Annotated in this window: 9 protein-coding genes and 1 pseudogene; 5 read left to right on the forward strand and 5 right to left on the reverse strand. The window is 65.5% G+C overall.

Annotated features, from left to right (window positions below):
• Positions 1–262 precede the first annotated feature (262 nt).
• The 5 genes and pseudogenes from E8E95_RS09930 (at position 263) to E8E95_RS09950 (ending at position 5136) form a co-directional block, all read left to right on the forward strand.
• Complete coding sequence (locus tag E8E95_RS09930; RefSeq protein WP_280349674.1) at positions 263–1465, forward strand: NAD(P)/FAD-dependent oxidoreductase; 1203 nt, start codon at positions 263–265, stop codon at positions 1463–1465.
• Between the two features lie 103 nt (positions 1466–1568).
• Entirely contained in the window at positions 1569–1841 is a 273-nt protein-coding gene (locus tag E8E95_RS09935; protein ID WP_280349675.1) for a hypothetical protein, read from the forward strand.
• Between the two features lie 139 nt (positions 1842–1980).
• Positions 1981–3507 carry an NAD(P)/FAD-dependent oxidoreductase gene (locus E8E95_RS09940; protein ID WP_280349676.1) on the forward strand — a complete coding sequence of 509 codons (1527 nt, stop codon included), beginning with the start codon at positions 1981–1983 and terminating at the stop codon, positions 3505–3507.
• Positions 3508–3579: 72 nt separating this feature from the next.
• Positions 3580–4360 (forward strand): annotated as a pseudogene (locus tag E8E95_RS09945) (SDR family NAD(P)-dependent oxidoreductase).
• Between the two features lie 17 nt (positions 4361–4377).
• Positions 4378–5136: an SDR family oxidoreductase gene (locus tag E8E95_RS09950; RefSeq protein WP_280349677.1), complete on the forward strand. Its 759-nt coding sequence runs from the start codon at positions 4378–4380 to the stop codon at positions 5134–5136.
• Positions 5137–5255: 119 nt separating this feature from the next.
• Here the strand turns inward: E8E95_RS09950 and E8E95_RS09955 are convergent, their stop codons facing one another.
• Genes E8E95_RS09955 through E8E95_RS09975 form a run of 5 tightly spaced genes read right to left on the reverse strand, consistent with a single transcriptional unit; the run spans position 5256 to position 22460 of the window.
• A complete protein-coding gene (locus tag E8E95_RS09955) occupies positions 5256–7352 on the reverse strand; it encodes an HlyD family efflux transporter periplasmic adaptor subunit (protein ID WP_280349708.1) in 2097 nt (698 codons plus the stop codon).
• Positions 7352–8692, reverse strand: a complete 1341-nt coding sequence (locus E8E95_RS09960; protein WP_280349678.1) for an HlyD family efflux transporter periplasmic adaptor subunit — start codon at positions 8690–8692, stop codon at positions 7352–7354. The genes E8E95_RS09955 and E8E95_RS09960 overlap by 1 nt, the downstream gene beginning before the upstream one ends.
• Positions 8685–9464 (reverse strand): efflux RND transporter periplasmic adaptor subunit, encoded by a 780-nt coding sequence (locus tag E8E95_RS09965; protein ID WP_280349679.1) that lies wholly within the window; start codon positions 9462–9464, stop codon positions 8685–8687. Before E8E95_RS09965 ends, E8E95_RS09960 begins: the two co-directional genes overlap by 8 nt.
• Before the next feature lie 10 nt (positions 9465–9474).
• Positions 9475–10980 (reverse strand): TolC family protein, encoded by a 1506-nt coding sequence (locus E8E95_RS09970; protein WP_280349680.1) that lies wholly within the window; start codon positions 10978–10980, stop codon positions 9475–9477.
• Positions 10981–11000: 20 nt separating this feature from the next.
• Complete coding sequence (locus tag E8E95_RS09975) at positions 11001–22460, reverse strand: VCBS domain-containing protein (protein WP_280349681.1); 11460 nt, start codon at positions 22458–22460, stop codon at positions 11001–11003.
• Positions 22461–22800: the final 340 nt, after the last annotated feature.

The raw sequence follows: 22800 nt of genomic DNA on the forward strand, positions 1-22800 counted from the left end.
TCCAAGGGAAGCCTTCTTTCACTTCAGGCGCCTCAATCCTAATGGATTGAAGTCTTAACGCCCATATTTGTCGCGGCTTGGAGGGAATGATGGCGACGAGCGGCCGGAGCCGGCAAGAAAAAATGCTTGCTGAAAATAACTACGATAAATACAGTCGCAGTTAGCCGGTGTGGTTAGGGGCGATGACCTCACAGCCCGGCATGCAGATGTCGGGCGCATCCGCCCGGAACTAACCTGACTTTTCGCCTTGTGGAGAGAACCCATGAAACAACGCATCCTGATCGTCGGCGCCGGCTTCGGTGGTATGTGGAGCGCACTGAGCGCCACTCGACTGCTGGACCAGCATGGCCGTGACGACATCGAAGTGGTGGTGCTCGCACCCCAGGCCGAGCTGCGCGTACGTCCGCGCTTCTATGAACCCGAGGTGCACAAGATGGTGGCGCCGCTGGGCGATCTGTTCGACGCGGTGAGCGTGACCTTCATCAAGGGCTTCGCGGAGCGCATCGATGTCGAAGGCAAACGCGTGGGCTATCGCGGTGTCGATGGCCAGTTCGCCGACCTGAGCTACGATCGCCTGGTTCTGGCCACCGGTAGCCAGGTGGTGCGCCCGGCGATGGCCGGCGTCGAACATGCCTTCGATGTGGACCAGCTGGAGGAGGCCGTGCGCCTGGATCGTCATATCCAGTCCCTGGCCGAGCGTCCCGCTTCCACCCGCCGCAACACCGTGGTCGTCGCCGGTGGCGGCTTTACCGGGATCGAGACCGCCGCCGAAATGCCGGCCCGCCTGCGTGCAGTACTGGGTCAGGAGGCCGATGTACGGGTGATCGTCGTCGACCGCGGCACTGAGATCGGTGCCGCCCTGGGCGAAGGTCCGCGTGGGGCCATCGTCGAGGCGTCCACTGAGCTGGGTATCGAGTGGCGCCTGAACAGCGGCGTGGCGTCGGTGGATGCCGCTGGCGTGACCCTGTTCAGTGGTGAGCGTATCGAGGCGGATACTGTCATCTGGACCGTTGGCGTACGCGCCAGCTCGCTGACCGAGCAGGTTCCGGCCGAACGCGATGGCCAGGGTCGCCTGCATGTCGACGCCAACCTGCAGGTACACGGACATGACGGTGTGTTCGCCACCGGCGACGTCGCCCGCGCGGCATGCGATGACCAGGGCAACCATGCGCTGATGTCCTGCCAGCATGCGATCGCCCTGGGGCGCTCCGCCGGCAACAACGTGGCGGCCAGTCTGCTGGGCGTGGCGTCGATCCCCTACAGCCAGCCCAAGTACGTCACCTGCCTGGATCTCGGTGCCTGGGGTGCAGTGTTCACCGAAGGCTGGGATCGTCAGATCAAGTTCGAGCGTCAGGAAGGCAAGTCCATCAAGCAGCAGATCAACTCCGTGTGGATCTACCCGCCGGCGGCTGATCGTGCTGCAGCACTGGCTGCCGCCGACCCGATGATTCCGGTCGTTGCCTGATACCCCCCCGTCGCCAGCCAATAGCCGGCGCTAGCCCATCGCCTGGGTCGCCCGTCCTGTGACGGGTGGCCCCAGGCCCCGATTTCCATGCCCGGAGCCTGCCATGAGCCTGACGGTCATGATTTCCACCCGCCCCCTGGCTGCCGCAGCCATCGAACAGATCATCAGCCAGTGCCTGCCCGGCGTCGCCTGGACCCTCCAGTCGATATCGGCCGAAGGCAGTTCCTGGCGCCTCCACCTCGCCATCGATCCGTGCTCCGAACCGGTGTCCGGCATGTTCTCGTCGATCCTCGCCAACGAGTGGCTGACCGGCATCGAATTCCTGTCACCTACATCTACTGTCTGTGCGCCGGCGAAGACGTCAGCTATCCAGTAACGGTCTCGTGGGTGGTCGAGCGTCACGATTCCATGCTTTTGGATGGTGCCGATCGGTGCTTGTTGGAACGATAGTCCGGCTCTAGCCTCAAGCATGGCATTGCCACGCGTGGTCCCGACAACAAGCACAAGGAACCGCCATGACCGCCCAATCGAACCCCTCGCAGGAACTGCTCGATGTGCTGATCGTCGGTGCCGGCCTGTCCGGTATCGGCGCCGCCTGTTACCTGAAGCGGGATCAACCCAGCAAACGCTTCCAGATACTCGAAGCACGCAACGACCTGGGTGGGACCTGGGACCTGTTCCGCTACCCCGGCATCCGTTCCGACTCCGACCTCTACACCTTCGGTTTCGAGTTCAAGCCCTGGAAGGACGAGAAGGCGATCGCCGACGCCAGCGTGATCATGAGCTACCTGCGCGAAACCGTGGCCGAGCATCGCCTCGAACAGAACATCCGCTATGGCCAGAAGGTGGTAGCGGCGGACTGGCGCAGCGAACGCGCCTGCTGGGAAGTACTGGTGGAGGGCGTTGCTTCAGGGCAGCGCAGCATCGTGCGCAGCCGCTGGCTGTTCTCCGCTGGCGGCTACTACCGCTACGACCAGGGTTTCGCCCCGGCTTTCGAGGGTGTCGAGCGATTCCGTGGGCAACTGATCCATCCGCAGCACTGGCCGGAAAACCTGGATTACAGCGGCAAGCGCGTCGTGGTGATCGGCAGCGGCGCCACCGCCGTGACCCTGGTGCCGGCGATGGCCGACAAGGCCGCCCACGTGACCATGCTGCAACGTACGCCCAGCTATGTGATCCCGCTGCCGGCCAAGGACCCCATCGCGCTGCTGCTGCGCAAGCTGCTCCCGGAGCAGACGGCCTATTCCATCGTCCGCTACAAGAACGCCAAGGTGGCGTTGGCCATGTGGCGCTTCTGCCAGCGCTTTCCCAATGCCGCGCGGCGCATCATCCGTTTCGTCAATCGACGTGCGCTGCCCAAGGGCTATCCGGTGGACGTGCACTTCAACCCGCCCTACAACCCTTGGGACCAGCGCCTGTGCGTGGTGCCTGATAGCGACCTGTTCAAGGCACTGCGCAGCGGCAAGGCATCCATCGTTACCGACCACGTCGAGACTTTCACCGAGCAGGGCGTGCGCTTAGCGTCCGGCACCGTGCTGGAGGCGGATATCGTCATCACCGCAACTGGGCTCAACGTGCAGGTATTCGGTGGCGTGCAACTGTCCCGCGACGGCCAGCCCATCGCCTGGAACGAGACGGTCGCCTACAAGGGCATGATGCTTTCCGGCATCCCCAACTTCGCCTTCGCAGTGGGTTATACCAACGCTTCCTGGACACTCAAGGTGAGCCTGCTCTGCGAGCACTTCTGCCGGCTGCTGGGCTACATGGATGAGCGCGGCATGGAGGTGTGCGAAGCCCAGGCCCCGGCTGGCATGCCGACCCGGCCGCTGCTGGATTTCGGTGCCGGTTACGTGCAGCGCGTGCTGGCCAATCTGCCGCGCCAGGGACCGGGCATGCCCTGGGTGATGTCCATGGATTACTTCAGCGATGTGAAGCTGCTGCGCAAGGGCCCGGTCGCCGACGCCTGCCTGCAATTTTCCGCTGCGCCGGTCGTTCATTCGACTGCTACAACTGAAGCGGCGGCGCTCAACGGCGTGTCTTGATGCTGTCTCACCGGGCGGGTAGTCCCGCTCGCATTTCTACTCCAGCGATGAAACCCGCATGAGGAGCGTGAGATGACCCAAACGAATTGGCAGGGCCAGGTCGCGCTGGTCAGCGGGGCCGGCAGCGAAGCGGGAATCGGCATGGCTATTGCCCGCAGGCTCGGCGCTGCCGGGGTGAGGTTGATTGTCACGGCCAGCAGCGCACGCATTGCCGAACGGGTGGCGGAACTTCGCGCCGAAGGCGTCGAGGCCGAAGGGCGGGCGGCGGACCTCACCGATGAATCCCAGGTCCACGAGCTGGCGACCTGGGCCGAATCGCTCTGGGGGCCGCATCGACATCCTGGTGAACAATGCCGGCATGGCCATGCAGGGCAGCCCCGAACCCTTCGCCGAAGTCGCCGGCATGGACCTCGCCACCTGGAATCTCTCCATTGCACGCAACTTGACCACCGCCTTCCTGCTGACCCGTGCCGTGCTGCCGGGCATGCAGGCGCGGGGGTATGGACGCATCGTGCAGATCAGCTCGACAACCGGCACCCGTGGCAGCAATCCGGGCGAGGCTGCGTACAGCGCTGCCAAGGCTGGCATGGTCGGGATGAACATGGGCCTCGCGCTGGAAGTGGCGCGCCAGGGCATCACCGTCAACTGCGTTGCGCCGGGCTGGATCGGCACCGGTTCCAGTACGGACGAGGAGCGCCATGCGGCCAGCTACGTTCCCATGGGCCGGGCAGGACGTCCAGAAGAGGTTGCGGCGGCGGTGGCGTTCCTCGCTTCGCCGGAAGCCAGCTACATCACCGGGGAGCTGCTGGTCGTGGATGGCGGCAATTGTCTGATCGAGAACAAGGCGCCCTGAGCCGGAGGCCCCAGCCTATGAACACCTCCGTGGTCCTTGTCACCGGCGCGGCTGGCGGCGTCGGCCGTGCCTTGGTCAAACGCTTCATCCAGGGCGGCTGGCAGGTCTTTGCTACCGACCTTTCGGCCGAGGGCCTGGCGCGGCTGCACGCGGAGCATCCCGCCTGCGGGATCTTCGCCGGCGATATCCGCCAGCCCTCGACCTGCACCGCAGCGGTTGCCGCGGCCCTGGCGTCCTTTGGCCGGCTGGACGCGCTGGTCAATGCCGCTGGCGTGTGGCGGGAAGGTCCGGTGGAATCCTTCAGCGAGGAAGATTTCGACCTGGTCCTCGATGTGAACCTGAAAGCCACCTTCTTCATGTGCTCGGCCGCGATTCCGTCGCTCAAGGAAACTGCCGGCGCCATCGTCAACATCTCCAGCGATGCCGGCCGTCAGGGCAACCGCAATGCGGCGGCTTACTGCGCCAGCAAGGGCGGAGTGACGCTGCTGACCAAGACCCTGGCCCTGGACCTCGCGCCATTCGGCGTGCGCTGCAACGCCGTGTCGCCGGGCGATATCGAAACGCCGATGCTGAAGTTCCAGGCCGAACACTACGGCCAGGGCGACCCCGAAGGGTATTACCGCGAGCTGCTGGCGAAGTACCCGCAAGGCGACCAGGCCTGCTTCATCCAGCCTGAAGAAGTGGCTGAGCTGGCCTACTTCCTCTGCCAGCCCGGCGCGCGTTCGATCACCGGTGCGGACATGGCGATCGATAGGGGTGTGTCGGCGGGGAATTGAACCTGTTGAGCACGGCGGGCCTGCGGCCCGCTTAGCGAATGAATTCGCCCCCACAGGAAGGGAGCGGAATTCGTAGGTTGTGGCTGAGCGACGCGAAGCCCAACGAAGCGAGCACGCGCCTAGAACCCGCTTTCCCTGAGCAACACCGCCGCCACATGGGTGAGGCCCTCGGCCAGGAGGCTGCGGCGGTTGCCGTCGATCTGCAGGTGGCCACGGGTTTCGCGCAGGGTGTGCGGGGCGGTTTCCAGTTGCACCAGCACGTGGAACAGCGGCGGTGTCGGCACCAGTTCCTTGCTCTGGCTGGCCACGGTCAGGGGGCCGCCATAGCGGGAGGCGAGCATCGCGTGTTCCAGCTTGCTGACGCGGGTGCTGCCGATGGCGACCACCTTGCCCGCGATGGGTGTCGGCTGGCCTTCGGGATAGAACTGAACCGCACTGCCTTGCACCAGGCGCTGTACGTCGTCCTGGTCGACGTAGGCATCCACCTGCCAGCGGCTCGGGTCCACCAGCATGCCGATGGGCTCGCGGCTGTGCACCCATTGGCCGGCACGCCAGTCGGGGTCGAGGTCCAGCCAACGGCCGGCGAAGGGCGCCTGGAGTTTGAGCCGGGCGATTTCCGAACGGGCGGCGCGGGCCTCTTCGAACTGCACGCGCAGGCGCTGGCGGGTAGCAAGAGCCTGGTCGGCGCCGCCGGGGTCTGCGATCAGTCCGCCCAGGCGCGCCTCGTAGCTCTTCACGCTGGCTTCGCTGCTGGTCACACGCGAAGAGATGTCCGGCTCCTCCAGCGTGACCAGGGTCGTTCCGGCCTCGACGTTCCCCGCTGCGTGAATGGCCTGCAAGCGCGCGGGGTAGGGCGCGAAGACGCGCAACTGCTGTTCGGCACGGGCCACGCCAAGGGCGTGGATCTGGCTGCGCCAGGGCACTGCCAGGAGCAGCAGGAGCACGGCCAGAGCGCTCCACCAGAAGTACCGGCGACTGTTGCGGATGGCGGCTCGATTGGCCCACCAGTGTTTCAGTTCGCGCGCTATCGGCATGAGGATGAACCAGGAGATTTCCACGACGAACAGCAGTATCCCGAGCAGTTTGAAGAAAAGCAGGTAAACCGCGACGGCAATACCCAGGAATAGCACCAGTCGATAGACCCAGGTGACCATGGCGAAGGCCACCAGGGCGCGGCGCTTGCCGGGGCTGAAGGCTTCCGGCCAGTCCTCGTCCAGGCCTAGCAGAACGCGCCGCAGGGTGGTCCGCGCCAGCGCCGAGGAACGTTCGTGGAGGTTGGGGAAGTCCAGCAGGTCGGACAGGATGAAGTAGCCGTCGAAGCGCATGAACGGGCTGGCGTTCAAGGCCAGCGACAGGACCCAGCTGGTGGTGGCGAGGTAGAGCAGGGCGTTGCGCAACGGGCCGGGATCGGACAGGGCCCAGCCGAGGGTCGCCAGGCCGGCCAGGGCCAGTTCGGTGAGGATGCCCGCCGAGGCGATGGCCAGACGCTGCCGGGAGCTGCGTAGCTTCCAGCTCTCGCCGGTGTCGGTGTAGAGCATTGGCCAGAGCACGACGAAGGCGATGCCCATGTGCCCGACGCGAAGCCCCAGGCGCGTCGCCACCAGGGCGTGGCCGAGTTCATGGAGGGTCTTGGCCAGGGCCAGTGCCAGGGCGAAGCTGACCAGCCCGGAGGCGGAGAAGGATTCCACCACCGCCGTGGTGAAGGCGTCCCACTGCTGCAGGACCAGCAGCACGCCGATCACCCCCAGGGTCACCACCAGCACCCCGGTCAGCGGGCGGAACAACCAATCCAGATGGCTCGCCAGGCGTTCCAGGTGCCTCTGCGGGCGCAGCAGCGGGATGCGGAAGAACAGATAGTGGTGCAGCCACCATTTCCAGTTGAGCCAGGCATTGCCTTCACTGCGCGAAGCCATGCGGGCTGCGGCATCGGGCGTCGGGCGCAACAGCTGGTGCTGGGCGAGGAACTCACGGAATTCCAGCACCTGCTCCACGTCCGGGCGCAGCGGCGTCTGCTCCTGGATGGCGCTGCAGATCTGCTGCGGGGTCCGCTCCCAGCGCAGCAGGCACTCGAACTCCAGCCAGCCAATGCGATAGAAGCGATTGACCACCGTGTCCTGGATCACCCAGGCGGGCTCGCCATCGTTGCCGGGCGCGGTCTCCAGCAGTCGCAGATCCTCGCGCAACGGCGGCAGCGGCAGTTGTGCCGCGTCGACGATCACAGCCCGGTCCAGGCACGCAGCGCGGCAAAGGGCCGGCGCAGCAGGTAGTAGCCCAGCACCACCCTTTCGCCGTAGAGCTTGGCGGTGCCGTGCAGGCCGAGGCGGGCATGTTCCGGCTGACCTTCGACGCTGGCCAGCAACCGGTAGGCGACTACGCCTTCTTCATTGGCGCGGGCCTGGTAGCTGGTTTCCAGCACCTCTCCCTTGAGCGGCGAGAGCGGGTAGGCGGTGAGGAACAGGGTGACCTCGGCACCCGGTTCCAGGGCGATGGCGTCAGCCACTGGCAGTTGGATCAACATGGCCGGCTGTGCGGGATCGGCCACCTGGAGGATGCGCTCGCCGGTCGCCACCGGTTTGCCCAGCCAGTCGTTGGGGTCGCTGAACACCGCCACGCCGGCGCGCGGTGAGCGCACACGGGTACGCTGCAACTGCGCCTGTACCGCCGCCAATTCGGCGCGACGCTGCTGGGCGCGGCCGTTGAGCAGGGTCAGCTCGCTCTTGCTCTGCGGGTTGTCGAACGCGCGCTGGCTGGCCGCCATCAACTCCGCATCGGCCACAGCCACTTCCTTGCCGAGCACTTCGGCGCGGCTTCTCAGGGTGGTTTCGTCGAGGGTGAAGAGCAGGGTGCCGGCTTCCACCGGCTGGTTAGGCCGAACCTGCATGCGCTCGATCACCCCATCGATGGGGGAGCTGATGACCTCCGCTTGGCGCGAGACAATCTCGGCCGGTGCCAGTGCTGTCTGCCGCACCGGTATCAGCATCAGCGCAGCGGCCACCGCCAGCGCGGCCAGGAGCTGGCGCTTGCTCGGGCGCCAGCCGAACAGGCGGCGCCGAGTCGTAAAGGCGGCCCAGCAATGGGCCCAGGTCTGCCAGAGGCCACCGGCCAGCGGCGCCAGGGAGTCGGCCGGCGGCGCATCCAGGAGAAACAGCACTAACCCCAGACGCGTTCCTTCCCGGTCGTGCAGGGGAATGCACCAGAGTCCGGATGGCCACCACTCGGCCCAGCCTTCGGCGATGTCTTCGGGCGGTTCCACGGTGTCGCGGGCCAGCCAGCGTGGCTGGGCGTCGGGCAGTTGGGTGCTGAGCCAACGGCTGGCGCGACGCAGCCAGACCAGGTAGGGCGAATCTTCGCTGGGGCGGGCGAGGCCGGAAACGCAGAGCAGTTCCAGGTCCGCGCCACGCTGGGCGAGCACCAGCGCCTGGTGGTAGCGCAGCAACGCATAGGGATCGTTGGCAATGGAGAAGGCCAGGGCGTTGAGCGAGTCGGCGGCGAGGGCGCGATCGCGCAGCGCGGCCAGCGCCAGCAGCAACTGCGGGTGTGGCAGGCGGTCATTCATGGGCTTGCGGGAAGCGTGCGGTGCCGCTCATGCCGGCGATCAGTTCAGGGTGCTCGGCGTCGAGCCGCGCCTCCAGTTCCACGGTCTGGGCCACGGCGTCGACCCGTGAGTTGATGGCGCTGATGTGGGCGCCATAGGACTTCCCTGTTTCCAGGATGCTGACCTCCAGCGCCAGGCCGGGCTTGAGCTGCGGCAACAGGCTCGACGGCACGTTCAGGCGCACCTTGAGGGCACCGTCGCTGACCAGGTCGAACAGTGGCGTACCGGCCGCCACGGTCTGGTAAGGCTTCACGTGTACCTTGGCGACGCGGCCGGAGAAGGGCGCCTGTACCCGACAGTAGCCGCTCTGGGCCTGGGCCAGGGAGCGGGCGCCTTCCGCCTTCTGGACCTCGGTGTTGGCCATGGCCACTTCCAGGTCGCCTACCGCATCCAGCTTGCGCAGGTTGCGTTTGGCATCGAGGTTCTGCCGGGCCATGGTCAGCTCGGCAGCGGCGACTTTGGCACGGGCCTGGGCCTCTTCGCAGTTGAGCTGGGCCAGCAGGGCGTCTTTCGCCACCTGCTGGCCGAGGGACGCCTTGAGTTCGCCGAGGGTGCCGTTCATCTGGCTGGAAAGCGTGGTTTCCAGGTCAGCGCTGAGCAGCACGCGGATGGCGCCGGGGTCCTCGCTGGGGGCGGCCGGGGGCAGGTCATCGGCAAGGGCGATGGGCAACTGTAGAGACAGGACAAGGGACGCAAACAGGGCGAGCAGACTGCGCTCAGCGATCGACGACATGCGGTGTTCCTTATTTGCTGACCAGAAGTTTGCTGTGTTCCTGTTCACCCAGGGTGCGCTGGATTTCTCGGGCCAGCGTCTGGATATCGTGCTTCTCGATCTGCTCCGGGAGGATGTCCAGGCCAACGGAGTTATACAGCCGGCCCCAGGCTGCCTGGGCGTCCGAGTAGGCTGCTTCACGCTGGTAGCGCGAAAGCAGGTAGCGGCCTTCGGCGCGGATCAGCTCCAGCTCCGAGCCGTAGGAGGTGGTGCGCGCCGCCTGGGCGTAGTCCAACAGGCTCTGGTCCACCCGCAGGCTCTGGTCGGCGAACTCCACTTCCTGGCGCGCCAGCTGGTAGCGCAGGGTGCCCACCCGGACCTGGGTGAGGATGGCCATGGACAGTGCCACACGGCGCATGTCGTCGGTCTTTTCCTGGGATTCGGCGGCGGCGTTCAACGACGGCAGCTGCAACAGGCGCAGCAGGTTCATGGACACCTGCAGGCCGGTTTCAGTCCAGTCGCTGTTGTAGAGGAATTTGTTGGAATCGTACTTGTAGCCGAAATCCAGGCTGACGTTGGGCCAGAGCTGTGCCTTGGCGATCTTCAGGTCATTCTCGTTGACCCGCTTGCGGTACCACTCTTCCATGATCTCCGGGCGGTTCTCCAGGGAGATCTGTTCCAGCCGGTCGATGTCCTGGTTCAGTTCCGGCAGCGGTTGCTCGGTCTGGTCGGGGAGGATCAGCTTCGAGCCCGGCGGTAGCGACATCAGAGCGGCCAGTTCGGCCTGGGCGAACTCCAGGTCCTGGCGGCGCACGGTGAGCAGGTAGATCGAGTCGAGCAGGGCGCGCTGGTAGGACAGCACTTCCTGACGCGGCAGCAGGCCCTTGGTCTCGGCCTCGCGGGCGGAGAGCAGTGCCTGGTGGGTACGCACCAGCAGGCGATCGACCTGGGGCATCAGGCGCTGGGCGCCGACTGCGCGCCAGTAGGCGTTGCGCACATCCTGCAGGACGTTCTGAGCCACCTTGCGGCGACGCTCCTCGGCCATGAGGATCTGGTCGCTCTTCTGCTGGGTGCGGTAGTAGGCGACGCCGAAGTCCAGCAGGCTCCAGGAGAGGCCCAGGCCGTACAGTTCGCGATAACGCTCTTCGGAGGTGGATGCCCGCAAGCTTTGCTCGCGGTCCTCGATGCCGATGGAGGTGCCGCCGGAGTCGTTGTTACGCCCGGCATAGCCAGCCGAGGCGACTACGCGCGGCAGCATTTCATGGCTGGAAACGTCACGCAGGTCACTGGCCAGCGCGCTCTCCATGAGTTTCAGGCGGTAGTCCAGGTTGTACTTCAGGGCCCGGGCCGCGGCCTCGTAGAAGGTGATGGGAGCCGTCACCGGCTCTTGATTTGCGTACATTTGCGCCTGGTCGCGGATGATACGCTGTCGGCTTTCTTCGTCCGTGTACTCGTGGGGCTTCATGGCCGAGCAGGCGCCCAGCAGCAGGGTGGAGGCGATGGCGGCGCTGAGGAGCGTGTAGGGCGTTCTTGGCATGGTCGATCCTTGGTCCTTGCTTATTCGGTTGGCCCATTGCCCAGTGCACGCAGGCGCTCAGCGGCCTCGCGCAACTGGGCACGGAAGCCGGGGGCGGTACGGGCGTCGGAGGGCGGCGGCAACTGGGCATCGCCCTGGGTCAGGTTCTCCGGGGTGGGGGCGAACACCGACGGATCAGGCAGCAGCCCATCGGCGCTCAGGCTGGTCCGGCCATGTCGGCCGAGAATCCACGCCAGGTCGAGGTCGCTGTTGGCGCTGCTGTCGTGTACCGCGCGGGAGACGAACTGGCCCTTGATCTGGCCGAAGTGCGCGTTCAGGGTTTCGCTCTCGATTTCCGGTTCCAGTCCCAGGCGCAGATCGCTGCCGTCGGCGTCCCAGCCAGACAGCATCAGCTGGCGATCATCGCGCTCCACCACCGGTCCGACGAAGACCACCGGGTCCACGCCGGGCAGCGGCGGGCGGCGGAACGGGTCGAGATCGTCACGGTCCTCGTGCGGGCCGATGGGTTCCCGTGGTGCGGGGATGAAGGGCGCAGCGATATCCAGGTCGATCGTCAGTTGCGCCAGGTCGGTCGCGCCGGCGCGGTCGCCCACGGTGTAGGTGAAGACGTCCTGCAGGACGCGGCCGAGACCGGCGGCCCTGAGCACTTCGGGATTGGTCAGGTCGATGCTGTAGGTGTAACTGCCGTCGGCATTGATCACCAGGGTGCCGTAGCGACCGGCGATGGGCTGGCCGACCAGGCCCGTCGTGCCGGTGCCGTTCTCTGCACCACTGCGGATGCCCACTACCTGCAGTAGCTCACCGCCGTCCACGTCCGAATCGTTCGGCAGCACATTGCCGGTGGCCTGGGGCGCCGGGGTCTGGTCGCTGGCAAGGTTGCCATCGTCCTGGGCAACCGGATTGTCGTTGGCGCCCTGGATCAGCAGGTTCAGCCTTGCTTCGGACTGAGCACCAGTCGTGTCGCGCATGACGTAGGTGAAGGTTTCGCGCAGGGTTTCGCCGGCGGTGCGCAGTGCCTGTACCAACGGGTTGGCGTTATCCAGCACATAGACATAGCTGCCATCGGCATTGAGGGTCAGCGTGCCGTAGCGGCCCACCAGGGCCTGCCCGACCAGCGCGCTGTTGCCCAGTTCGCTGGTGGCCGAGAGGACCTGCCGGGTTTCGCCGTTGGCGACGCTGTCCACGTCCTGGTCGTTGGTCAGGACGTTGCCGGAGGGATTGCTACCGGGAATGGCGTTGCCCACGCCGCCGGCCTCGACCGCCGTGGCGTCGTCATCCTGGGCGACTGGCGTGTCGTTGCGACCGTCGATGGTGATGCGCAGTTCGGCGGTGTCGGTCGCCAGATGCGTGTCGGCGAGCGTGTAGGTGAAAACATCCACCAGGGTCTGGCCGCTGATGCGCAGCGCCTGGACAGCGGCCAGGCTGTTGTCGACCACATAGGTCCAGCTGCCGTCGGCGTTGATCGTCAGGTCGCCGTAGAGGCCGCGCAGTACGGTGCCAACGGTCCCGCTGGTGCCAGTGCCCGCTTCGCTGCCAGTGCGAATGGCCGATACCGAGAGCTGCTGTCCTTCCAGATCCGTGTCATTGCCGAGCACGTTGCCGCTGGGGTTCAGCCCCGGAACACCGTTGTTCAGGCCGCCGGCCTCGATGGCCGTTGCCTCGTCGTCGAAGCCGTCCGGGGCATCGTTGCGGCCGATGACGATGATCGATAGTTGCGCCAGGTCGGTGAGTCCGCCCAGGTCGGTCACCTCATAGGTGAAGTGATCCACCAGAGTGTCCAGCAGATCGAGGGCGAGCACGTCCGGGTTGGAGATATCGATGGTGTAGTGGTAGCTGCCGTCGGCATTGATGATCAGGGTGCCGTACTGGCCGACCAGTACGTCGCCGACGGAGCCGGTGGTGCCGCTGCCGTTCTCCGGCCCCGTGCGGATACCGGTGACGGTGAGCTGGTCGCCCTGGTCGACATCGCTGTCGTTGGGCAGGACGTTACCGGTGGGGTTCAATACCAGGCCGTCGCCATTGTCGGTGATGGCGATGTTCAGGTTGTCTGCTGCGACCGGGGCGTCCCAGGCACCCTGGATGGTGATGGTGATACGGGCGATGCTCAGGGCGCTGGCGGTGTCGCGCATGCGGTAGGAGAAGACTTCCTGCAACGTGTCCCCGGGCTTCAGCGCCTGAACGGCCGCCAGGGAGTTGTTCACCACGTAATGCGATTCGCCGTTGGGTTCCACGATCAGGGTGCCGTAGAGGCCGTCGATACTCTGGCTACCGGTGACCAGGATGAAGTTGTTGCCGCCGAGCTCGTCGCCGAGGCGGATCCCGATGAGCGTCTTGGTATCGCCGGCGTCGACGTCGGTGTCATTGGCCATGACGTTGATGCGTGGGTCGATACCGAGGGTGCCGTTGTTGGTGCCGCCAGCCTCCACGGCGACCAGGTCCACACGGATCGCGTGCGGGTTGTCGTTGCGGCCCTGGATGGTGATGGTGAGGGTCGCGGTACTGGTGGCGCCGGCCAGGTCGCGGATGGTGTAGGTGAAGGTTTCGCGCAGCGTGTCGCCAGCAATGCGCAGGGCTTCCACACGGGGGTCGTCGTTATCGACGAGGTAGGTGTAGCTGCCGTCGGCGTTGAGGGTCAGGGTGCCGTACTCGCCGAGCAATGCGCTGCCGATGATGCCGACATCGGTGCCGTGGCGCACAGCGACCACGGTGAGCGTCTCGCCGTTGAGGTCGACGTCGGTGTCGTTGATCAGGACATTGCCGGTCGGGTCGACCCCATCCAGGTTGTTGTCGAGGCCACCGGCCTCGACGGCGATGGCGCTGTCGTTGTTAGCCACCGGCGCATCATTGGCGCCTTCGATGGTGATGCTCAGCAGGGCGATGTCGGTGGCGCCGGCGGTGTCGACGACGCTGTAGTTGAAGGTATCGAGCAGCGTATTGCCGGCGCGCAGGGCCTGGACCGCCGTGAGGCTGTTGTCCAGGCGGTAGCTGTAGCTGCCGTCGGCGTTCAGGGTCAGCCAGCCATATTGGCCACGCAGTTCGGTGCCAAGGATTCCATCTGTACCTGCGCCTTCCACGGCGCCGGTACGCACCGATCCCACCGCCTTGGTTTCACCGTAGTCGATGGCATCGAGGGCGCCGCCATCGACGTCGGCGTCGTTGTCCAGCACGTTGCCAATCGGGTCGACCCCGGCGCTGCTGTTGTTCACCCCGCCGGCTTCCACGGCCGTGGCCGTATCGTCATCCGCGACCGGGTTGTCGTTGCGGCCGAGGATGAGGATCACCAGTTGCGCGGATTGCGGTGCTTCCAGGCCATCGGAAATGGCATAGGTGAAGCGCTCGATGAGGAAGTCAGAGAGCAGACGCAGTGCCTGCACCTCGGGATTGTCGTTGTCCAGGACGTAGCTGTAGGTGCCGTCGGCATTCAGCGTCAGGGTGCCGTACTGGCCGTCGAAGGCCTGGCCGATGATGCCCGTGGTGCCCAGTTCGTCGTTGCTGACTGAAATCACCGCGAGCGGGTCGCCATCCGGGTCGAAGTCGTTGAGCAGGACATCGCCTGTGGGGTCGAGGCCCGCCTGACCATTGGCCACACCGCCGCGTTCGACAGCGATGTTGAAACTGTTCTGGGCTACCGGCGGGTCGTTCACCCCGCGAACGGTAATAACCAACTGGGCCAGATCGGTGAAGCCGTTGGTGTCGATGATCTGGTAGGTGAAGGTCTCGGTCAGGGTCTGACCGGCTTGCAATGCCTGCACCGTCGGGTTGGCGCTGTCCACGTCATAGGTGAAGGAACCGTCGGCACCGATGCGCAGCAGGCCGAAGTTGCCCAGCAGCAGGGTGGCGCCAGTGGTACTGGTAGAGCCGGTAGCCACCCCGATCAGCACACCGCCCGCCGTTTCCAGGCCCGAGCGCACGCCATTGACCCTGAGCAGGGTATTGGGCCGGTCGGCCGCATCGACGTCGTTGTCCACGCCATTGCCGCCAGGCTGGGTGACCGGTCCGGGGCGGCTGGGGAAGAGGATGACGTTGCCGCTGGGGTTGCTTTCACCGATGGCGGTGGGGCCGGAGCCGGCCTGGGCGACAGCCTGGTCATCGCTGGCCAGGGGGTTGTCGTAGTTGCCGCGAATGGTAATGCGCAACTCGGCCAGGTCGTTCAAGCCTGCCGTATCGGTGACCTGGTAGCTGAAGAACTCGGTCAGCGTGTCGTTCGGCCCCAGCCGCTGCACGGCGGTGGCGTTTTCGTTGAGCACATAGGTGTAGGTGCCATCGGAGGCGATGTTCAGCGTGCCGTAGGTGCCGATGATGTTCACGCTGCCGCCGGCAGGGACGATGGTCAGCAGGCCTGGCGCGAGCTCACGCAGCGCGCGCGCGCCGGTGACCCTCTTGGTTTCGCCGTAGTCGATCGGGTCCGCCGGGTTCTCGCCGCCGTCCACATCCAGGTCGTTGTCCAGCACGTTGCCGGTGGCGTTGGCGCCGGGAACCGGGAAGCCGGTTGGCGGCGTGTCGCCGGGGTTGCCGATATCGGTGTTGTTGACGCCGCCTTTCTCGATGGCGGTGCCCTCGTCATTGATACCGACCGGGGTGTCATTGGCGCCCTGAATGACGACCGAAAGAGTGGCCGAGGATTGCAGCGGCGGGCCGCCGAGGCCGATGTCCGAGATCACGTAGGTGAAACTCTCGTTCAACTGGTCGCCCGCCTGGCGCAGGGCCTGCACCTCGGGATTGGCGTTGTCGACGATGTACTGGTAGGCGCCGTTGGACTGGACCACCAGTTTGCCGTAGCGGCCCAGGACTTCCACCGAGCCGAGCAGGGGAACCGAGACCGGTACGCCGAGCGGCGAGGTGACCGAAACGACGCGGATCTGGTCGCCATTGGTGGCGATATCGACGTCGGTATCGTTATCCAGCAGGTTGTCGCGCGGGTCGACACCCGGCAGGCGGTTGAACGTACCGCCGGCTTCCACCGCCGTGGCGTTGTCATTCACCGCAATGGGGGCGTCGTTCACCGGGTCGAGGCGGATCACCAGGAAGTCGTCGTCGGTGCGTGCGTCCGCCAGTTCCCCGGGAATGCCGTTGCCGTTGAAATCGCCATAGTTGCCCAGGTCGTTGCTCACGACCTGGAGGAAATCGACGCCGTTGAAGTTGAGGTTGCCCAGGTAGCTGAGGCCGGCGAGTGCGGCGTTGATGTCGGCGACCCGACCCACCAGCACCATGTTCGCGGTACCGGCGCCAGTCACCGTCACGCCGGTGGTCGGACCGGTGAGGGACAACGTGCCGCGAAGAACGTTGAGGTTGACCTGGATGGCGCGGCTGTTGATGTCCGGGTCGCGCTCGGCATCGATGTCGCTGACGCTGATACCGGGAATCGCCAGGGGTGTGTCTTCCAGTCCCGGCTGGAAGCCGGGGAGGGTATTCACCGGGGCATCGTTGAGTTCGACATAGCCGGAGTTGGCTTGTTGCGCCACGCCTTCGCCGAGGGTCACCTGGACCTGGCCGAGGGTACTGCCATCGGTATCGATGCGAATCCGCAGTTCGCCGAACTGGGCAATGCTGTTCACCGTGGTCGGCGCGTCGATGCGGAACAGGCCGCTGGGTAGCACGCCGAAGGAGAAGCGGCCATTGGCGTCGGTGGTCGTGGTGAAGGTCTTGTCGTCGCCATTGCCGAGCACGCCGTCATTGCCGGCCCAGATCAGGTTGATGGTCTGGTTGGCGATGGCCAGTTCGTAGGCGGGCGTGCCGGGAACCGGGTCAGGGTCCGGCGTGGCGTCGTTCGGCGCGGTGGCAGCGGTGCCCGTGTCGTTCCACAGGGTGCCGCTGATGATCCCGAGCCCGGCGCCTTCGCGAAGCACATAGTTGTTCAGGGTCGTACCGTCGGGGCCAGGGCCGTCCGCACCGGTACGTTCGCCCGCAGCGGTGCTGTCGGCACCGACGGCCGTACCACCCCAACTGGTGAAGGTTTCCGGCAGGCTGCTCCAGCTCAGGGTGGCATCGGTGCTGGCGATGGTTGCGCTGTTCGGTACCTGGACGCTGTACACCACACTGACGCTGGTGCCCGGGTCGATCCGAGCGATATCCACGGTCACACCGCCCGTGGTGCTGAAGCTGACGCCGGCCGGCAGGTTGCCCGGACCGTAGGTGTTGGCGCCGATGGTGATGCTGAGCAGGGTGTAGTTGCTGCCGGTGGGGAAACCATCGGTCAGGTGCACGTCATAGGCTGGCAGGCCGCCGTTGGCGGTGAAGCCGACCGTGACGGTGGCGGTCCCGAGGGTGCCGCCGGGGTTCGCGTTGAAGTCGGTGACGGTCTTGTTCAGGCTGGCGAAACCGGGCTCGACGATGCGCTCGAACAGGGTATCGCTGGTGGTGCGGACAATACCGTTGACGCGGTCATGCGCCGTGACGCCAAGCTGCTTGGCGCTCTGGTTGCCGAGGCTGTTGTCCACCCGGGCATTGAATTCGAAGACCACGCCTTCGAGATCTTCGTCATTGCCGTCATTACCGGTGCCGAAGGGGCCGTTGGTGAGGTTGCCCAGGTTGATGGTCACCACCTGCCTGCCGTTGGCGTCGATGTCCAGCACCACGTAGATCGGATTGATCACACCTGTAGGCGCTGCGCCGGACAGGTCGGGCGTAATCAGTTGGGCTTGCGGGCTGTCCTCGTTGCCGATGATCTGCAAGGTACCGCCGATGATCAGGTCCCCCAGGCTGGTGACCAGCCCGCCATCGGAAATGAAGCCGATGCGCATGGTGCTGATGTCATCCACCGTCAGGCCGTCGTCCAGGGTGATGATCAGTTGGTAGTTGGGGTTGCTGCCCTCGGGAACCAGCACGGCGGCGCGGTAGCGGATGATCTCGCCGATGCTCACGTTTTCCACGAGCGCATCCGTCGGGTTGGGCGCGGCGGTATCGGAGAGGCCACCAACCCGCGAGAAGCGGATGGCCTGGGCCACCGGGATGATCAGGGCGTTGCTGCGCTGGTAATCGTTCAGGACGCCGGTATTGATCAGGCCGTCGAGGCCGGTGCGTTCGTCGGCAGGGTCGGCGGCGCCGTTGATGTTGCTGCCGTTGAGGCTGGTCCAGCGGACATTGGCGAGGTTGTCGAACTGAGCCACGGACGCACCGGTGGCATTCACCACGCCCGTCACCCGGATGACGATGGTACCGCCCTTGGCGATGTCGACATTGCCGGTGTTGATCAAGAATCGACCGTTCGGATCAAGGACGAAGCTGCCGCTGATATCGGTACTGACCCCGCCGACGGTGTAGGTCACGCTGACCAGGGCGAGCTGATCCATCTCGGTGGGCAGCTGGCTGGAGAAGGCGATGTCGAAGGCATCGAAATCGCTGCCGGCATTGCCGTTGGCAATGGTGATGCTGAAGTCGACGCGGTCGCCTTCGTCAAAACCCAGGCCCGGGGTGGTGATCAGTTGCTGGCTGAGCTGCAGGGTCGGTTCGTGGATGGTGATCGCCGGCTTGGTACCGGTCAGGTTCACATCGCGATTCAGCGGCACGGTGCCGTTGGGGGTGTCGCCGTCCGGATCGCTGTAGCTCAAGCGCGCGTCGTTCTGGCGAACGCCGCCGGCCTGGTTGCCGATGACGTTGCTGGCCACCAGGCGCACACGGATCACGAAGCTGTTGTTGCCGACGTTGTTGTCGCCGGCTGCGCTGGACGCGGTAAAGATGAAGCGCGCATCGGCGCCGTCGGCACCCAGGGTGCCGGTGGGGGCGGTGAGGCTGCCGATGGTGACCGAGCCGGCGAAGTTGGCGGTCAATGCGCCGCCAGCGGTGGTGATCAGTTGATAGCCCAGGTTGCCGTTGAAAGCGGTGTCCAGGCGCAGGCCGGGCGGAATCAGGTCGTCGATGCGCAGGTTCTGGGTAGAGCCCTCGGGCAGAGTGACGATGATGTCGTAGAGCATGCTTTCGCCGACCACCAGGTTCGCACCGGTGGTGTGACCTGCGCTGGAGTCGCCGTTGTCCAGGCTGCCGCCGGCGAAGCTCTTGCTGATTACCGGCGCCGCGACCTGCTGGCTGGCAAGGTCGGAAAGCGGCACTGGCACGAAATTCTGCCCGCCCTCGGCACTGGCGTAGTGGGTCAGCTCGGCGGTGGTCTGCAGGGTGGCGTTGGCGCCGATGGCCGCCGCGACCTGCACGTCGTAGGTAATCACTACCAGGTTGGCGCCGCTGTTGTCGGCGGCCGTACCCGGACGGCCGGCCAGCAAGGCGCCGACGCCGGGAGCATCGATGAAGGTGATGGTGTTGGTGGCGTTGTCCACGGTGAAGTGGGTGCCCGCTACCAGCTGGGTGCCGTCGCCGCGATAGATCAACAGGTTGGCGCTGGACAGGTTGCCGCCGACGAAGGACAGGCCTGGCGGCAGGGTGATGCGGGTGCTGACGTCATAGGCGGTGCCGCCGCCACGGTTCTCGATGGCGGTGGCCAGTCGCAGGCTGTCGCTCGCATCGATACCGGTGACATTGCCATTGACCGCGAGGATGTCGGTGATGCTGCCACTGAAGGGCACGCCAGTGGTGCCCGGCGCATTCCAAGTGCCGGTGGTGCCGGTCACCGTGCCGTGGCTGGTCGACACCACGCCGTGGCTCATGCTGAGCACGGGCTCGGCCACCGAGGCGATCAGCGTCACGTCATCGGTGGTGAGCAGGACGCTCTTGTCCAGGGTGCGGGTCTGGCTGGATTCGCCCAGCACGTTGAAGGCGCGCTGGTCGGCGAAGGGCTGGTCGCTGACGGTGAGGGTGAAATCGATGGCGATCCGGCTGCCCGTGATGCCCGTATTCACATAGTCGGCGAAGGTGAACACCAGCGAGTTGCCGGGGCCGATGGTGACCGACGTGGGGCTGTTGGGGTTGGTGTTGCCGGTGGCCAGGCGCCAGATGGTGTTGGGGTCGATGCCGGTGAGGTCGAACAGCGGCAGCGGCAGGTAGGCGGTGAGTTTGAAGTTCTCGTAGTCGCCGGTCACCAGGTCGTAGCTGAGGCGGAATGTGACCGTATCGCCAGGCCGCAATTCGGTACCCGGCGCCGGAGCTCCACCACCATTGAGGCCCGCCAGATCGATCTGCACCTGGCTGGTGGGAATGGTGCTGACGGTGTTGGAAGCGTCGCTCTCATCGAAGCCGCTGAGGTTGTTCGGGTCGAAGAGGACGGTGGCGGTCACCGTGGCATTGTTGCCGAACGAGTCGCCTTCGTTGATTTCACTGTGGGGCGCGCCCGCCGGCGGGGTGTAACTCTGGGCAACCCGAGCCTGGTAGGCGAGCACCGCCAGGGTGGCGCCCTGCAACACGTCATCGAAGGCCAGGTCGCCGTTGAGCCACTGGCGGAGGCCGAACGCATTCGCCAGCGAGGCACCGATATTGAAGGTGATGGACGTACTGCCATCGGCGTTGACGATGGATTGAGAAAGCAGGGCGACGGTCTGGGTGATGCCGTTCTGACTGATTGTCAGGGTGGCGGTACCGGGGATCAGGGTCTGGCCGTCGCCGAGGCTGTCGACGACCGCAAAGTTGCCGGCACCCAGGAAGGTCCTGCCGAAGGCGAAATAGTCGGAGAGGGCGATGTTCAGTCGGTAGTCCAGGACATCCCCCGGGCTGAGGCCGGTGGTGCCGCCATCGGTACGCACGCTGACCTGTTTCTCCAGGGTGATGGACTTGGCGACGAAGCTGACGTCGTCACCGGTTCCGTCGAAGGCGATCGGGCCATTAGTGGCGTCGCGAGGGTCGAGGGGGACCCAGTTGCCTGCCGCAGTCGGTCCGTCGAAGGTGATGGTGACGTCATCACCGGTGGCGGCGTTGAGTACGGGCACGCCATTGGCGTCGTCGTCCGGGACGAAGAACTGCACGCTGGTGGTGGTCGGCGTGTTCAGGGTCGGATAGCGGACAGTGAACTCGCTGATGTACAGGTCGTTGCTGAGGTCGCCGTCGCTGTTCTGCGCCAGGATGCGCTGGATGAACGTCGGATCGGTAACCGTGCCGCCGTTGTGCAAGGTGATGGACGTGATGATGCCGCCACCGCCGGGCGTAATGGCGGTCACGATGACGTTGTCCGGCACCGGCTGGGTCAATACCACATCGGTCAGGGTCTGGGCGTCGGCCGGGGTGATGGTGACGTCCAGTTCGCGGCCGTAGTTGGGGCCGGTTGCGGTTTCGCCTTCAGGGGTGGTGATGACCTGGTCGAAAGTGATCACCGTCGGGTGCACCACGTAGCTGTCGGCGTTGGCGGACGGCTCCAGGATGCTGGGGTCGGTCGCCGGGTTGTTCAGGGAGTCGTTGCCGTACTGGAAGCCACTGCGCGCACGGATGGTCAGGTCCGGCGTCGACCCGGAGAAGGAGAAATCGGTATCAGCCAGGTCGCTCAACGCGGCCGTCACTTGCACGGTGATGGGTGGCTGGCCCAGGGTGACGCTGGCGAACGGCAGTTCGACCACCACCATCTGGTCGCCGGCGCGCATGCCGAAATCGGCCGCATTGATGATCACCGGCTTGCCGTCGGTTCCCACTGCCAGCGGGTGGCTCGCCTGGCCGTTGGCGTCGAAGGTCAGGACATGGGTGGTGAGGTTCTGCCCGAGGTAGCTGGCCGTGACGAAGGTGATGCCGTCGTCGATCTCTGCACCTGCACCGTCCTTGCCTGTTGCCGGGAAGAACAGGTCGATGAAGGGCGCATAGCCGGTGTCGGTGGTGATATTGGTGAAGGTAACGTCGAAGTTGAAGGTGTTTCCCAGCAGTACATCGGCGCCGCCGGAGAGGGTAGTGGTCGGCCCGGCCGCCAGCAGCCGGTCGTAGCCGGCGGTGGCTGCGGCAGCAAGGGCGATGGGCTTGTCGACGTCGCCGCTGGTGACTTCGAGGTCCCAGTCGCCGCCTGCGCGGGCGCTACCCGTGTCATCGCTGGAGGCGGCGACGTCGGCGCCGGTCCAGCGCGCCAGTTCGTTGACCAGGGTACGCCCGGCGCTACCTTCGCCAACCTTGCAGCCGTAGAGCTGGATATCGGCGCCTTCGCTGAGCGACTGGCTCCACTGGCTGAGGGGCTGGGCGAACTGGCCGATGTTGTCGGCGCTCAGGGTGGTCTTGCCGAGGGTGAATTCGCCGGCGGCACCATGGGAAAGGATCTGGATGGAATCCACCTGGCCGAGCTGGGCCAGTGCAGCGGAGATGGCGGCAAGACCATCCTGGTTGGCTTCCACCACCAATACTTCGACATTGCCGGGCAGTTGCGCCGTCAGTTTCTCGCGGCCGTCGATGCGGCTGTCCAGCACCAACAGGTGGCGGCTGGCGGAGGGTTGCTGACCGGGTTCACTGCGGGCGTCGTTGGGCGTGGCGTGATCAGCTGCAGGCTTGCCGGCGTCACCGGCGTCCTGGTGCTGCTGGTCCACGGCCGCGGCGGCTGCGCCGTCGAACAGGATGCGTGGTTCCAGGGCCATGGCGCGGCACTGGGGCCTGAATGCGGGCGGCACGGGGGTGCCGGGCTTGGTATCAATATCCATATGCTCACCAAGAGGCCTGTCGCGCAGGGGCAGGCCTTTAACGTTTGAGATTCAGTACCGCGAAAACACCTTGCGTCCCCCTCGGGTGCAAGGTGCCGATGCAACCTGTGCTGGAGGCTGCGGCGCAATGGCTCGGCTCTGTCCGGTCATCACAATGATCCAGGTTGAGGCGAGTTCTTCGTTGCGGCCGAGTCCTGAAATTCGGTTTGTCAGGCAGAAGTCCGTTTTCTGTCAGAAATTTCTCACGTGAGCCTACACAAATTTTTCCGAAACGCCAGCCCATCCGTCCGTCGTAGAAAGAGGGAAATCCAGCTGCCGCGCCACTTTGGAGGCGAATCCG

Origin of the sequence: Pseudomonas sp. BN414, from assembly GCF_029871275.1 — a bacterium.
Lineage (GTDB): Bacteria > Pseudomonadota > Gammaproteobacteria > Pseudomonadales > Pseudomonadaceae > Metapseudomonas > Metapseudomonas resinovorans_C.